Source organism: Bordetella sp. FB-8, from assembly GCF_000382185.1.
Lineage (GTDB): Bacteria > Pseudomonadota > Gammaproteobacteria > Burkholderiales > Burkholderiaceae_B > Bordetella.
Window position 1 is genome coordinate 85,573 of the sequence record NZ_KB907784.1, and the last position, 13,406, is coordinate 98,978.

Genomic DNA, 13,406 nt, shown 5'->3' on the forward strand with positions numbered 1-13,406 from the left:
CAGTCGGCAAAGTCTAGTGCAGAAAGCGATAGGGACAAAATCCGCGACACCGGCTGATATGGGTTTCGGACTCTATGCCCGCCAGCCATGCTGGCATCTCACATTTGAGCGCGTCGCGAATGCAATCAGTGCGCCGCCCCGGCAGGCGGCTTGGCGATGTAGCGGGCAGAGTTGGCCAGGCGCTCAAGCGTAACGATGGGAACTTCGCCCAGGGCGGTAAGCCAATAGCCGGCCACGCGCCGGCCATAGATGTTGATGGCTCCATGGCGGATGGGGCCGGCCGGCGGATGGCGATGTCTGCTGGCATCGTAGGGTTCGATGAAAAGAGAAATGGCGACCAGTCCGTCGGAGAGCACCATCTGGCTGACGACATGCGGGGCACCGCCCGAGGCCGGCCCTATCTGCCGCGCCACTTCCAAGATGGCTTTGAAGCCTTCGGGCATGGCGATGCGCCAGCCCTGGGCAAGCAGGTCGATCGGCTTCATGGAAGGCTGCAGCACCTTCCAATCGCCCGTATCCCAGGATGAGTCGACGCGCGCGGGGTCCACGTCCTTGCCTAGACGCACCGAAGAAAAGCTCACCTGCTCGACAATGCGTCGCGCGGAATCGAGCGTCTGCTCCTTGAGCAGCAGACCGGTTTGGGTATCGACGCACAGCCGCAAGCCGTAGCGCAGCGCATCGCGCGGCTCCAGCAGCACGACGCGGCACTCGCGGCCCGCCTCGCGGTTCAGCCTGTCGAGCACCTTGAGCTTGTAATGGCCCAGCACCTGGGCGGGGCCGCGCTGCAGCAGCCCCGGAAATCGCACGGTATGCCGGCTGTCGCGGCGCACGATCTTGCGGTCGGGCTGCAGATACTGGACGTCATCATTGTGCCGCAGATAGATGCGCGGCTGGCCGTCCAACGTCTCGACGCGCTCGCGCTCGCCGCTGGCATCGACCACATGCACCATGCGAGACGACTGCGTGTTCTCGCCCTGCTGGTACATGAAAACGCCTTCGTAGTCCTGGTTTCTGGACGCCGCCTGGATGTAGGCCAGCAATTGGGCGGGACTGTCGGCCAGACGGCCGATATCGTCGGCGGAGGTGGCCGGGACCGCATGGGCAGCAGGCTGCGGCGCGGCAGCGGCCGGTCTGACCAGGGCGCCGCCGCCTGCCAGGACGCCGCAGACCAGCATGCCTGCGGCCCAGACCCGGCGCGATGGCCGGACGGTGCGCCCGGACTGGCCGAGGGCACTCAATGGCTCGTCCCGATGTCGAAGGAAACCTGGCGCACGGCGGTGGGGCCGGCGAGCTGGCGATGCGCTTCGAGGTAATCGTGCAGGCTGGCTTCGTCCAGGGTGGCCGTATTGCCCTGGCCTGCCGAGGTCGCATCGGCCACGGCCGGGCTGCCTGCGGAGCTGCTGCCCCCCAGATAAGGCTGGATCATCCAGGCCACGGTGGCGACGGCGGCGGCCACAGCCAGCCCGGACAGGGCCATGCGCAGGCGATGGCGCCTGCTGGCGGCGCCAGCGGGTACTGCGGGCGCCACGATGGCCGGCTCGGCCTCCAGCGCCCGCAGCACACGGGCCTGGAAAGCGGCACCCGCAGGCAAGGCCAGATCGCCGCTGCGCAGCGTGTCGCCGATCAGATGATAGGTATCCCAGGCTTGCCGCCCCTGTGGCGTGGCCAGGATATCGGGCAGATCGCCTTCGAATTCACCGTCCATCCAGACCGAAACCTGGACATAGAGAGCGTCGTCGCGGGGGTCTTCCGGGACGGGGGGGGAAGCGACAGATTGCATGGGAAACTCCTTACCAGCGACGTTGGGCATCGGTATCCAGGATAGGGCGAAGCCGCCGGGCGATGGCTTCACGCGCACGATAAATGCGCGAGCGCACCGTACCGATGGGGCAGCCCATGGTCTGGGCGATGTCTTCGTAGCTCATACCTTCGATTTCACGCAGGACAATGGCGTTGCGCAGATCCTCGGGGAGTTCCTCGATTGCCGCATTCACTGTTTCGGCGATCTCGCGGCTGGCGGCCATGGATTCCGGCGTACTAATATCGCTTAGGCTGTCCGTCTCGTTAAAAGTTTCACCGTCCTCACTTTCGAGTGCATTGGGCGCACTGGGGCGCTTGGCGACAGATGACAACCAATTGCGGGCCGTATTGATGGCAATGCGGTACAACCAGGTGTAGAAGGCGCTTTCGCCGCGAAATTGCGGCAACGCCCGATAGGCCTTGATGAAGGCCTCCTGGGCGACGTCCTCGATGTCGGCGGGGTCGCGGATCATGCGGGACAGCAGCCGCAGGATCTTGCGCTGGTACTTGATGACCAGCAGGTTGAACGCCTGCTTGTCGCCGCGTTGCACGCGTGCGACCAGCTCGGCGTCGGCGTCGCGCTCGCTCACTCATTACCCCTTTTGACCCTGGACGCCATTCCCCCGAAGAGGAATGGGCACCCGCGAGCGGCCCGGCACACTCATCGGGTCCGTACGCTCCGGCCGGCTCAGATACGACGTACGGCCATCGAGCCGTTGGTGCCGCCGAAGCCGAAGGAGTTGGACAGGGCCACGTCTATCTTCATGGGCCGCGCCTGGTTGGCGCAGTAATCCAGGTCGCATTCCGGGTCCTGGTTGAAGATATTGATGGTGGGCGGCGAAATCTGGTGATGCACCGCCAGAGTGGTGAACACGGCCTCGATGCCGCCGGCAGCCCCCAGCAGGTGGCCCGTCATGGACTTGGTCGAATTGATCACCAGCTTTTTGGCGTAATCGCCGAAAGCCAGCTTGAGCGCCTCGGTTTCGTTCTTGTCCCCCAGCGGCGTAGAGGTGCCATGGGCGTTGACGTAGTCGACCTGATCGAGGTTGATGGCGCCGTTCCTGAGGGCATTGACGATGCCGCGGCGCGGGCCGTCCCGGTCCGGCGCGGTGATGTGGTGCGCGTCGGAACTCATGCCGTAGCCGGCAAATTCGCCGTAGATGCGCGCGCCGCGCTTCTTGGCGTGTTCGTATTCTTCCAGCACCAGCACGCCCGCGCCTTCGCCTAGCACGAAGCCGTCGCGGTCGCGGTCCCAAGGACGCGAAGCCGTGGCGGGATCGTCGTTGCGCGTGGACAGCGCACGCATGGCGGCAAAGCCGCCGACGCCCAAGGGCGATACGGTGGCCTCGGCGCCGCCGGCGACCATCACGTCGGCATCGCCGTACTCGATCAGACGAGCGGCGTCGCCGATGCTGTGCAGGCCTGTCGTGCAGGCCGACACCACCGCATAGCTCGGCCCCTTCAAGCCATACATGATGGACAGATGGCCCGAGATCAGGTTGATCAGCGAACCCGGAACGAAGAAGGGCGAAATGCGGCGCGGTCCCTTGGCCAGCATCTCGGCGTTGGTTTCTTCGATGCGCGGCAGGCCGCCGATGCCCGAACCCACGATCACGCCGATGCGCTCGGCATTGGCATCGGTGACCTCCAGACCGCTGTCGCGCCAAGCCTGCACGCCCGCGGCCAGGCCGTAATGGATAAACGTATCCATCTGGCGAGCATCCTTGGCCGACAGGTACTGCGTAACGTCGAAGCCCTTGACCTCGCCGGCGATTTGCGCCGTCAGCGCCGAAGAATCGAAGCGCGTAATGCGGGTAATGCCCGAACGTCCGTTGACGATATTGTCCCAGGCGGTGGGAATATCGTTACCCACGGGAGATACGATACCCAGCCCGGTGATGACGACGCGTCGCTTCACGGATGACTCCTAAAACAAAACAAAGGCGGCTCTCGGAATTTGCCCAACGGATGGCCGCGCAGCAGGCCGCTAGGCCTCTGCATGGCACCAGGTCCGCCCGGCAAACTCCTGAAACCGCCCCGCACCCGCCTCGTCCGGGATTATTCCGGACGCGCGGCATGATGGATAGCTGACAGACTTATTGCTTGCTGTGCGAGTTGATGTAGTCGATGGCCTGTTGCACCGTCGTGATCTTCTCTGCCTCTTCGTCGGGGATCTCGGTTTCGAATTCGTCCTCGAGCGCCATGACCAGTTCGACCATGTCGAGCGAATCGGCACCGAGGTCGTCAAGGAAAGAGGACTCGTTCTTGATCTCGGCTTCGTTGACGCCAAGTTGTTCAGCGACGATCTTCTTGACGCGCTGTTCGATGCTTTCCATGCAGATCTCCAGTAACGGGAAAAAACCCCGCGAATTATAGCCAAGCGTGGAATAAATCACACTGGCTCAGTTGTTGTCCCGCACGCCTGGCCTGACGGTCGGCCAGCACGGTGGTGTGGCTGCGGGATCAGGGCAAAATATCGCTAAATTTCTTTTACCGGCGACATTTCGACGTTATTGCATATACATTCCGCCGTTAACATGCAGCGTTGTACCCGTAATATACCCAGCTTGCGGACTGGCCAGGAAAGCCACCGCATGAGCGATATCTTCCGGCTGGCCCAGATGACCCAGCGGAATCTGCTGGATCAGCGAGGCGGTTTGCTCTTGGCCCAGCACGCGCGTCATGTCGGTATCGATGAAACCCGGGGCCACGCAGTTGACGGTGATGGCCCGGCTGCCCAGTTCGCGCGCCAGCGCGCGCGCCATGCCCGCCACGCCCGCCTTGGCGGCGGCATAGTTGGCCTGGCCGGCGTTGCCGCTGGCTCCGACGACCGAGGTCACGTTGATGATGCGGCCCCAGCGGGCCTTCATCATGGGGCGCATCGCCCCACGCGAAAGGCGGAACAGCGCCGACAGGTTGGTATCGATCACGGCGGACCAGTCATCATCCTTCATGCGCATGGCCAGGCCGTCGCGGGTGATGCCGGCGTTGTTGACCAGAATATTCGGGCCGCCCTGCCTGGTCAGTTCCTCGATCAGGGCATCGCAGGCGGTCGCATCGGTCACGTCCAGCACGACGCCGCGGCCGCCCATGGGGGCCAGCGCGTCCTGCACCGTTTTGGCACCCGACTCGGAAGTGGCCGTGCCGACCACGGTGGCGCCGCGGCGGGCCAGCTCCAGCGCGATGGCGCGGCCGATACCGCGCGTGGCGCCGGTAACCAGCGCGATCTTGCCTTGCAGTTCGGAAGTGCTCATATATTCCTTAGCTTTTCAGGGTCGCCAGAGCGGCTTCCAAAGAGGCGGGGTCAGCGATGGACAGGCCCACGAGGTCGCCGTCGATGCGTTTGACCAGGCCGGTCAGCACCTTGCCGGGACCGCACTCGATCACGTGGGTGACGCCCTGCGCCTTCATGGCTTGGATGGTTTCGACCCAGCGCACGGGATGCCAGGCCTGGCGTACCAGCGCGTCGCGGATTGCGGCAGGGTCGCCGGCCTGGGCTACATCGACGTTGTTGATGACCGGAATGGACGGCGCGGACACTGGGATTTTGCTCAGCGCGCCGGCCAGTACATCGGCGGCGGGCTTGAGCAGGCTCGAGTGAAACGGCGCCGACACCGGCAGCGGCAGGGCGCGCTTGGCGCCTGCGGCCTTGGCGGCTTCGCAGGCGCGCTCGACGGCCGTCTTGTGGCCGGCGATGACCACTTGGGCCGGCGCGTTGAAATTGACTGCTTCGACTACTTCGCCCTGTGCCGCCTGGGCGCACGCGGCACGCACGGCATCGTCGTCCAGGCCCAGGATGGCGGCCATGCCACCCGTACCCACCGGCACGGCGGTCTGCATGGCATCGGCACGCACGCGCACCAGGCGAACGGCGTCTTCAAGAGCCATGGAACCCGCGGCCGCCAGGGCGGTGTACTCGCCCAGACTGTGGCCGGCCATGACGTCGGGCCTGCGGCCGCCGGCGACCGTCCAGGCGGCGTAGCAGGCATAGGCAGCCGCGAGCATGACGGGCTGCGTATGGGTGGTGAGGTTGAGCTGATCGGCAGGCCCCTGAGCGATCAGGGCGCCCAGGTCCTGGCCCAGCGCCGCACTGGCGCGGGCCAGCACATCGGTCACGGCGGCATTGCCGGCCCAGGCATCAAGCATGCCGACCGACTGCGACCCCTGGCCGGGAAAAACAAATGCGATTTTCATGAATGTGCCCCGTCTCGTTTTACCTCTGCGTGCCGGCTCACATGCGGACCAGCACGGAGCCCCAGGTGAAGCCGCCGCCCACGCCTTGCATCAACACCGTCTGGCCAGCCTGGATGCGGCCGTCGCGACGCGCGGCGTCCAGCGCCAGCGGCACGCTGGCGGCCGAGGTGTTGGCATGCCGGTCGACCGTGACCACCACGCGCTCGGTAGGCACGCCGAGTTTGCGGCCCAGAAAATTGATGATGCGCACATTGGCCTGGTGCGGCACCAGCCAGTCCAGGTCCGAAACCTGTAAACCCGCTTCGTCGCACACGGCGCGCGCCGAACGCTCAAGCACTGTGACGGCCTGCTTGAACACCGCCTGGCCATCCATGCGCAGGAAGGGATCTCCCGTCACTTCCCCGTAGGCCACGTTGCCCGATGCGTTCAGGATCTTGGCCAGGCTGCCGTCGGCATGCAACTGCGCGGCCATGATGCCTGGCTCCTGAGCAGCCTTGAGCACCACCGCGCCGGCACCGTCGCCGAACAGCACGCAGGTTTTACGGTCGTTCCAGTCGAGGATGCGCGAAAAGACTTCGGCGCCTATTACGAGCGCGCAGCGCGCGCGACCGGTCCGGATAAAGCTATCCGCGATGGTAAGCGCGTAGACGAAACCGCTGCAGACGGCTTGCACGTCGAACGCCGCGCCGCCGGATATACCCAGATTGGCTTGCACCAGGCAGGCAGTGCTGGGAAACACAAAATCGGGCGTGGAAGTCGCCAGGATGATGAGATCGACGTCGCTGGCTTGCAGGTCGGCGTCCTGTAGGGCCAGGCGCGCGGCCTCGGTGGCCAACTGGCTGGTCGTCACGCCGCGCTCGGCCAGGTGGCGCTGGCGGATGCCGGTACGCTCGACAATCCATTCGTCGGAAGTCTCGACACCGTGCGCAGCCAGATCGGCAGCCAGGGCGTCGTTGGATACGACGCGTTCGGGCAGAAAACCGCCCGACCCCGCGATCGCGGAATAAGTCATGGGAGTATTGATCATGCCTGGGTCCCTGCTTCGCCGGGCGCGGTCTCGCCGCAGGCCTGATGGCGTTTGGTTATCTGCGCCACGGCGCGGGCCGTGCGCTCCAGGAGTTTACTGACCACGGCCTCGCGCGCCCGCTGCAGAGCAAAGCCGTAGGCGTAGACGTCGGCCGAACCGTGGCTCTTGATGACTACACCGCGCAGGCCCAGCAGGGCCGCGCCGTTGTAACGCCGATTATCCACGCGCTTGCGCAGGCGTCCGATCACCGGCAGGGAAAATGCCCCGGCCAGCAAGGTCAGCCAATTGCGCTTGAATTCTTCGCGGATCACGCCCGAGAGCATCCTGGCCAGGCCTTCGATGGCCTTCAGGACCACATTGCCCACGAAACCGTCGCAAACGACCACGTCGACCGTGCCCTTGAAAATATCGTTTCCTTCGACGTTGCCGTAGAAGTTGAGCTGGCTGCCGCGCAGCAGTTCGGCGGCTTCCTTGACGACCTCGTTGCCCTTGATGACTTCTTCGCCGATATTGAGCAGGCCCACGCTGGGCGACTCGCGATGGTCCAGCGCCTGAGCCAGGGCCGAACCCATGATGGCGAACTGCAACAGATGCTCGGCCGAACAGTCGACATTGGCCCCCAGATCGAGCACCGTGGTGGCGGTTCCCTTCTGGTTGGGCAGCGAAGTGGCGATGGCCGGGCGGTCGATGCCATCCAAGGTTTTCAGCACATAGCGCGAGATGGCCATCCAGGCGCCGGTATTACCGGCCGAGACGCAGGCGTCGGCGCGACCGTCCTTGACGGCCTGGGCGGCCAGGCGCATGGAGGAATCCTTCTTGCGCCGCAGCGCGATCTCGACCGAATCGTCCATGGCGACGACTTCGGAAGCAGGCACGATCTCGATGCGATCGCGCGGCACGTTGCGCTGCCCGGCCAGGGCAGCCTCAATCTGGTCGGCCAAGCCGACCAGCAACAGCCGGGTATCCGGAAACTGCCGGGCGAATTCGACAGCGGCCGGTATGGTTACAGGCAGCCCGGCGTCGCCGCCCATGCAATCGATGGCGATGCGTATCACGGGAAACTTCAATCAGTTCGGCCGAATGTACGCATAAACACTACGCACGAAGCCGCAAATGTGGGCGACGATTTACTCGTCGGCCTTGGTCTTCAGAACCTTGCGGCCACGGTAGAAACCGTTGGGGCTGATATGGTGGCGCAGATGCGCTTCGCCGGTCGTGGGTTCAACCGCGCTGGGCGGATTGACCAGGAAATCGTGCGAGCGGTGCATGCCACGCTTGGACGGGGACTTCTTGTTTTGCTGAACAGCCATGATGACTCCTTGAAACGGGCCGCATTGTACGCGAAGCAGTCCGTGAAAAATACCTATCTATGTTTACAAATTACTTGCGCTTGAGCTGCTCGAGCACCGCGAACGGTGACGGGCGACGTTCGGCGGGTTCTTGCTCCGCCGCGGCGCTGGCCTGCGCGCCCGGACATACATCATGCCGGGGCACATAGGGGACGTTCAATATCAGCTCGTCCTCGACCTGGGCCAACAGGTCGAAATGCCGCGAACCCACTACTTTTTCGGGGTAGCCCCCCGAGGAGGGGTCCGCCGCAGCAACATCATCTTCCTCGTCTTCGTCATCGAAGAACGAACCCTCATCTTCCTGCAAAATGCCAAGCACATCATCCAGATCCGCATCAGACTGGACCAACTGCAGCGCGGACTGCGCATCCACCGCGAAGGTCAAAGGCTGCCCGCAGCGCTGACAATCCAGGAGCAGATCGGCCCGCACATGCATATGCAAAAGCGGCTGACCAGAAATCACGCCAGTCTTGCCGGTACCCTGCCCCATCGAGCCTTGCACCTGCCAGACCACCCGACCCTCTTGCTCCGGCAATCCTGCGCATAGCCGCATAAAGCGTGAAAGCGCTATTTCACCCGAAACCAGGTCGGCACTTTTTGCCAAGGCAAAGACATCGATATTGCGTGGATCGGCCAAATTTCTAGCCACCATTGGGCTTTCCCCGGGTCTTCCCCTCTTGCTGCGCACAGCCCTCTTGCTCCGCACAGCCAAATGCCAAGCCAGACAAAGCTTGTAAAAACATTAGATAATACCGTGACTTACGACCAATTGTCAAAAAACAGCATGTCCGTAGCCTCTAATACGCCAACTCTGATCCTGGCCTCCAGCTCGCGCTACCGTCGCGAGATGCTCGCCCGCCTGCGCCTGCCCTTTTGCGCCGTGTCGCCCGACATCGACGAAACCCCCCGTCCGAGCGAAACGCCCGCCGACCTGGCGCTGCGCCTGTCTGTGGAAAAAGCCCAGGCCGTAGCGGCAGGCCGTCCGGGGGCCGTCGTCATCGGTTCGGACCAGGTGGCCACCGTGGACGGTCGACCCATAGGCAAGCCCGGCAATTTCGAGCGCGCCCTGGAGCAACTTACCCGCCTGTCGGGACGGGAGGTGCAGTTTCACAGCGCCCTGGCCGTAACCGACGGCGTCCGCGTGGAACGCACCGATATTGTCACCTACTGCCGTTTCCGTATTCTTACGCAGGCTGCCATCGAAGCCTACCTGCATGCCGAGCAGCCCTATGACACGGCCGGCAGCGCCAAGGCAGAGAGTCTGGGCATCGCCCTGATGGAAAGCATGCGCAGCGACGATCCCACCGCGATCATCGGCCTGCCGCTGATCGCGCTCACGGGCATGCTGGTTTCGTTCGGCCTGGATCCGCTGCAGCATGCTGGAGCACAGGCATGAGCGCGGCAGACGGCGGCGCCCTGCACCTGATACCCGTAGGCCTGGGCGAATCGCCCGCGACCCGCTGGCTGCCCGACGATGTGCGCGTCCTGGCGGCGCGGCTCGACACTTATATCGCCGAAAACGCCAAGACGGCGCGCGCCTTCCTCAAGCAGGTAGGCGCTGTCCGCCCCCTGCAGGAAATCACCATCCACACCCTGTCGCCCGACATCGATGCGGACCAGATCACGCAATGGCTCAAGCCCCTGCGCGCAGGGGCCGAAGTCGGCCTGGTATCGGAAGCAGGCTGTCCGGCCGTGGCCGACCCCGGCGCGCGCGTCGTGGCCGAAGCTCACCGGCAAGGCCTGGCCGTGCGGCCCTGGGTAGGACCGTCCTCCATTCTGCTGGGCCTCATGGCCAGCGGCCTGGACGGCCAGCGCTTTGCCTTCCATGGCTACGCGCCGGTGGACCCGACCGAGCGCGCCAGGCAGTTACGCACCTGGGAGCAGCATTCGGCCAAACACGACCAGACGCAGATGCTGATCGAAACTCCCTATCGCAACGCCGCCATGTTCAAGACCCTGCTGAGCGCCCTGCGCGGCGACACCCGCCTGTGCATCGCCCGCTCGCTCACTTCCGAGGACGAACTGGTGCAAACGCGCACCGTGACCGAATGGAAGCGGATGCCCGCGCCCGATCTGGACAGGAAGCCCACACTATTTCTGTTCCTAGCCCGCTGATGTGATGACGCACAGCCCTGGACCCGCAGCAATCATGCCAAACGGCATACGACACACTATCCCACGCGCCGTTGCACGCGCCGCGGCCGTCATGGCGGCCTGCCTTGCGGCCACCCTGTCCGGCTGTGCCACCGGCCCTGTGCCCATCGACCACTCGATACACGCCGTCGCGCAGGACAGCCGTGTACGCTACGTAGTACTGCACTACACGGCCCTGCCCGCGGCCGAATCGCTGCGCGTGCTGTCCACGCAGGACGTCAGCGCCCACTACCTGATCACCGACTCTAAACCGCCGCACGTCTACCAGCTGGTGCCCGAGACACGCAGGGCCTGGCATGCCGGCGACAGTTCCTGGTATGGCGAGATCGCGCTCAATGACAGCTCGGTCGGCATCGAGATCGTCAACCTGGGCAACAGCACCGGTACCTGGCAACCCTTCACGCGGGGTCAGATCCGCACACTGATCCCTCTGCTGCGCGACATCGTGCAACGCAACGCCATCGAACCGCAGAATATCGTGGCGCACAGCGACGTCGCGCCACAGCGCAAGGTCGATCCGGGCCCCCTGTTTCCCTGGCGCCTGCTGGCGCAGCAAGGCCTGGGACGCTGGTACGATGAAGCGGCCGAGACAGCAACACGGGTGCAGTTGCAGGCCGGGCCGCTGCCCGGTGTGGCATGGTTCCAGCAGCAACTGCGGCGCCTGGGCTACGACTGCCCGCAGGACGGACTGCTCACGCCCGCCACGCGGCGCGTGATCGCGGCGTTTCAGATGCATTACCGTCCGTCGAACTACGATGGCGAGCCGGATGCGCAGACGGCGGCAATCATGATGACAATGAAATAAATTGTTCCGGAAGACGAAGCCCGGGTCCTACCTGACGCGTCGGCGCATCAGCGAAGCCACCAGCGGGTGAGCCAGAAAGTGCGCGAGCAGCTTTTCTTTCTGCGCGACGGTCAGCCCGGAATCGTGGATCATGGCCGGCCACTGGCGCACAGCGGCGGCAACGGCCTGACGTACGGCCGCCGCGGCGGGTTTTTCCGCAATATCGAGCAGCGCGCAGAATTCGCGCACGACCGCGGGACTCAGTCCCGGTTTCGCGGCCTGACCGGCCTGCGCCGCGGCCGCGGACATTTTCGGCTTGGCCGCGGATCTGCCGGAATCGGGAGGCCGGCGATCCGGCGGCCGGCGATCCGGCGACTGGCGATCCGGCGGCAAAATATGCAGTGCGTGGCCTATCCGCTTGTTGTAGGCGGCATAGGCCACGATGTCGTAGGCAGGCGGCAGCAGCGGCGTCCTGCCGTCCGGATAGATCACACCAATATTCTTCAGGTGCATATCCGGATTGCCCAGCATTTCGTTGACCGCCAGGCGGCGCAGCAGTTCATGCACAGCAGGCTCGCCCAGGGATGGAAAAGCCATCATGATGTTGGCCACGTCCAGATAGGTGCCGCCGGTATTTTTCTGCTCGGGCATGACATCCAGGATCTGGGCAAAATCCTCGCAATGCACGCGCGCGGCCGGATTGCTGCTTGCGTCACGGTCGTAGCGGGTGACGGCGAGAAATTGCGTTTTCGCCTCGACCTCGCCGAGATCGTAGCCGTGCTCGACCTGGAGTTTTTCCAGAGGCTCCAGGTGCGCCTGGACTACCGCCACGCCGGCTGCTTCGGCCAGGTGCAGCGACAGGGCCTCCAGCTGCGGCAGCAGGGGCTGGCCGACCACCGGAAGCTTGGCGATGATCTGTGCATCCCGCAACCGGGTACGGCCCACGTAGCGGCCCGACTCGAACTGCACGCCGAGCTTGGGCTGCACGCCGGAGAGCGATATGCCCTCTTCCAGAGGTTCGGCGGTGACCGTCATTTCCAGGGCATCCGCATCTTGCGTCACATAGCGGGCGAGCGCAGAGCGCGTTAGGTCCACGGGCTGCGCGGCAAGGTCGCCCGGCAGATCGCGACCGCAGGCCGCCAGCATCTCGAAGTGATCCTTGGGATCGCAGCCGCGCAGTTCGGCGACTCGGTCGCGAAACACGCCCTCGGGCAGCAGGTTCTGGAAGAAAGCGGGCAGCAGCCAGCCATTTTCCGGGCTGTACCGGCCGTTGAAAATCGGCGAACGGACGTCGGCCCAAAGCGCGCGCTGAGTCTGGGCATCGTCGGCCAGCATGGAGAGCGAAACCATGGGCTGATCAGGATTGGAAGCAAAGGCGTCGTCCACCACGAAACGGGTGACGACATGGCTTGCGGCTGCGGCGTATTGGAACAGCACGCCGACGCGAAACCGGCCCAGGTGGATAGCCAGCGCTTTGACGTTCATGATTTTTTCTTGCCGGCGGAGCGTTCCAGAACAGGAGCCCCCTTCTGGGAAGCCAGAAGCGCGGAGGAAAGGGCACGGGGGGCATGCCCGGCGGCCAAGCGTGCCTGCAGTGCCTCGCGCGCGGCCTGCAGCCGGGTCTTGACGGCAGCCTGGGCCTGCGTATGGGGAGCCAGATCGGCCAGCCCCGGCGCGGCTTCCTGGGGCACGATCACCAGTTCCAGCCCCAGGCGGTCGAGCACGGCAATCAGCGTGGTGACCTTGTAATCCACACGCCCGCTCAGCATGTTTTCCAGGGTGCGGCGGGCAAGCCCTGCCCGCGTGCTCAGCACGCGCTGAGAGATGCCTTGAGCTTTGAGCCGCGAACGTAGGAGTTCAGCGAGATCGAATAAGGATTTCATGGCCTAACAAAGCAGGATTTATTACGTAAACCCTACTTTATTAGGCCAGTTCCGTCAATTAAATGGAATATTAAAGTAGTCAAAAAATAAAAATACCTACTTTAATAGGCCATTATGGCACCTGAACGCCATCGACCCATTGCGGGCAAGAAAAAACCCGCGGGACGCTCGATGCATCCCGCGGGTTTTCATCGCCGAACCCCGCTACCGCGGGG

At 64.2% G+C, this 13,406-nt stretch carries 16 protein-coding genes; 3 read left to right on the forward strand and 13 right to left on the reverse strand.

Annotated features, from left to right (window positions below):
• Positions 1–125 precede the first annotated feature (125 nt).
• The 11 genes from H143_RS0100420 to H143_RS0100470 form a co-directional block, all read right to left on the reverse strand.
• Positions 126–1,175 carry a MucB/RseB C-terminal domain-containing protein gene (locus H143_RS0100420; protein ID WP_019936247.1) on the reverse strand — a complete coding sequence of 350 codons (1,050 nt, stop codon included), beginning with the start codon at positions 1,173–1,175 and terminating at the stop codon, positions 126–128.
• A gap of 59 nt (positions 1,176–1,234) precedes the next feature.
• Positions 1,235–1,780 (reverse strand): sigma-E factor negative regulatory protein, encoded by a 546-nt coding sequence (locus tag H143_RS0100425; RefSeq protein ID WP_019936248.1) that lies wholly within the window; start codon positions 1,778–1,780, stop codon positions 1,235–1,237.
• Between the two features lie 10 nt (positions 1,781–1,790).
• Complete coding sequence (rpoE, locus tag H143_RS0100430) at positions 1,791–2,390, reverse strand: RNA polymerase sigma factor RpoE (protein WP_019936249.1); 600 nt, start codon at positions 2,388–2,390, stop codon at positions 1,791–1,793.
• A 98-nt stretch (positions 2,391–2,488) separates the two neighbouring features.
• Entirely contained in the window at positions 2,489–3,718 is a 1,230-nt protein-coding gene (gene fabF, locus H143_RS0100435) for a beta-ketoacyl-ACP synthase II (RefSeq protein ID WP_019936250.1), read from the reverse strand.
• Between the two features lie 178 nt (positions 3,719–3,896).
• Complete coding sequence (acpP, locus tag H143_RS0100440; protein WP_019936251.1) at positions 3,897–4,136, reverse strand: acyl carrier protein; 240 nt, start codon at positions 4,134–4,136, stop codon at positions 3,897–3,899.
• Positions 4,137–4,310: 174 nt separating this feature from the next.
• Entirely contained in the window at positions 4,311–5,054 is a 744-nt protein-coding gene (gene fabG, locus H143_RS0100445; RefSeq protein WP_019936252.1) for a 3-oxoacyl-ACP reductase FabG, read from the reverse strand.
• A 7-nt stretch (positions 5,055–5,061) separates the two neighbouring features.
• On the reverse strand, positions 5,062–5,994 hold the full coding sequence (gene fabD / locus H143_RS0100450) for an ACP S-malonyltransferase (RefSeq protein ID WP_019936253.1): 933 nt from the start codon (positions 5,992–5,994) through the stop codon (positions 5,062–5,064).
• A 37-nt stretch (positions 5,995–6,031) separates the two neighbouring features.
• Entirely contained in the window at positions 6,032–7,006 is a 975-nt protein-coding gene (locus tag H143_RS0100455; RefSeq protein ID WP_033365750.1) for a beta-ketoacyl-ACP synthase III, read from the reverse strand.
• A gap of 11 nt (positions 7,007–7,017) precedes the next feature.
• Positions 7,018–8,076, reverse strand: a complete 1,059-nt coding sequence (plsX, locus tag H143_RS0100460; protein ID WP_026349588.1) for a phosphate acyltransferase PlsX — start codon at positions 8,074–8,076, stop codon at positions 7,018–7,020.
• 72 nt (positions 8,077–8,148) lie between these two features.
• Positions 8,149–8,331 (reverse strand): 50S ribosomal protein L32, encoded by a 183-nt coding sequence (rpmF, locus tag H143_RS0100465; protein WP_019936256.1) that lies wholly within the window; start codon positions 8,329–8,331, stop codon positions 8,149–8,151.
• A gap of 70 nt (positions 8,332–8,401) precedes the next feature.
• The gene (locus H143_RS0100470) at positions 8,402–9,022 is read right to left on the reverse strand and encodes a YceD family protein (protein ID WP_019936257.1); all 621 of its coding nucleotides are present in this window, start codon (positions 9,020–9,022) and stop codon (positions 8,402–8,404) included.
• Between the two features lie 132 nt (positions 9,023–9,154).
• On the opposite strand from H143_RS0100470, the gene H143_RS0100475 reads away from it, so the two are divergent.
• The 3 genes from H143_RS0100475 to H143_RS0100485 are packed head-to-tail and all read left to right on the forward strand — an operon-like array spanning position 9,155 to position 11,329.
• On the forward strand, positions 9,155–9,766 hold the full coding sequence (locus tag H143_RS0100475) for a Maf-like protein (RefSeq protein WP_033365292.1): 612 nt from the start codon (positions 9,155–9,157) through the stop codon (positions 9,764–9,766).
• Positions 9,763–10,485: an SAM-dependent methyltransferase gene (locus H143_RS0100480; RefSeq protein ID WP_019936259.1), complete on the forward strand. Its 723-nt coding sequence runs from the start codon at positions 9,763–9,765 to the stop codon at positions 10,483–10,485. The genes H143_RS0100475 and H143_RS0100480 overlap by 4 nt, the downstream gene beginning before the upstream one ends.
• Before the next feature lie 34 nt (positions 10,486–10,519).
• The gene (locus tag H143_RS0100485) at positions 10,520–11,329 is read left to right on the forward strand and encodes an N-acetylmuramoyl-L-alanine amidase (RefSeq protein WP_155803272.1); all 810 of its coding nucleotides are present in this window, start codon (positions 10,520–10,522) and stop codon (positions 11,327–11,329) included.
• A gap of 27 nt (positions 11,330–11,356) precedes the next feature.
• Here H143_RS0100485 and H143_RS0100490 read toward each other — a convergent pair whose 3' ends face one another.
• Both H143_RS0100490 and H143_RS0100495 read right to left on the reverse strand, forming a co-directional pair.
• Positions 11,357–12,793 (reverse strand): type II toxin-antitoxin system HipA family toxin, encoded by a 1,437-nt coding sequence (locus H143_RS0100490; RefSeq protein ID WP_019936261.1) that lies wholly within the window; start codon positions 12,791–12,793, stop codon positions 11,357–11,359.
• Positions 12,790–13,191 (reverse strand): helix-turn-helix domain-containing protein, encoded by a 402-nt coding sequence (locus H143_RS0100495; RefSeq protein ID WP_155803274.1) that lies wholly within the window; start codon positions 13,189–13,191, stop codon positions 12,790–12,792. The genes H143_RS0100490 and H143_RS0100495 overlap by 4 nt, the downstream gene beginning before the upstream one ends.
• Between the last annotated feature and the right edge of the window lie 215 nt (positions 13,192–13,406).

Bases quoted from the DNA above. Each gene is read 5' to 3' on its own strand.
- H143_RS0100420 (WP_019936247.1), bottom strand. From the start codon at position 1,175: ATGCTGGTCTGCGGCGTCCTGGCAGGCGGCGGCGCCCTGGTCAGACCG.
- H143_RS0100425 (WP_019936248.1), bottom strand. From the start codon at position 1,780: ATGCAATCTGTCGCTTCCCCCCCCGTCCCGGAAGACCCCCGCGACGAC.
- acpP (WP_019936251.1), bottom strand. From the start codon at position 4,136: ATGGAAAGCATCGAACAGCGCGTCAAGAAGATCGTCGCTGAACAACTT.
- fabG (WP_019936252.1), bottom strand. From the start codon at position 5,054: ATGAGCACTTCCGAACTGCAAGGCAAGATCGCGCTGGTTACCGGCGCC.
- fabD (WP_019936253.1), bottom strand. From the start codon at position 5,994: ATGAAAATCGCATTTGTTTTTCCCGGCCAGGGGTCGCAGTCGGTCGGC.
- H143_RS0100455 (WP_033365750.1), bottom strand. From the start codon at position 7,006: ATGACTTATTCCGCGATCGCGGGGTCGGGCGGTTTTCTGCCCGAACGC.
- rpmF (WP_019936256.1), bottom strand. From the start codon at position 8,331: ATGGCTGTTCAGCAAAACAAGAAGTCCCCGTCCAAGCGTGGCATGCAC.
- H143_RS0100470 (WP_019936257.1), bottom strand. From the start codon at position 9,022: ATGGTGGCTAGAAATTTGGCCGATCCACGCAATATCGATGTCTTTGCC.
- H143_RS0100475 (WP_033365292.1), top strand. From the start codon at position 9,155: ATGTCCGTAGCCTCTAATACGCCAACTCTGATCCTGGCCTCCAGCTCG.
- H143_RS0100480 (WP_019936259.1), top strand. From the start codon at position 9,763: ATGAGCGCGGCAGACGGCGGCGCCCTGCACCTGATACCCGTAGGCCTG.
- H143_RS0100485 (WP_155803272.1), top strand. From the start codon at position 10,520: ATGCCAAACGGCATACGACACACTATCCCACGCGCCGTTGCACGCGCC.
- H143_RS0100490 (WP_019936261.1), bottom strand. From the start codon at position 12,793: ATGAACGTCAAAGCGCTGGCTATCCACCTGGGCCGGTTTCGCGTCGGC.
- H143_RS0100495 (WP_155803274.1), bottom strand. From the start codon at position 13,191: ATGAAATCCTTATTCGATCTCGCTGAACTCCTACGTTCGCGGCTCAAA.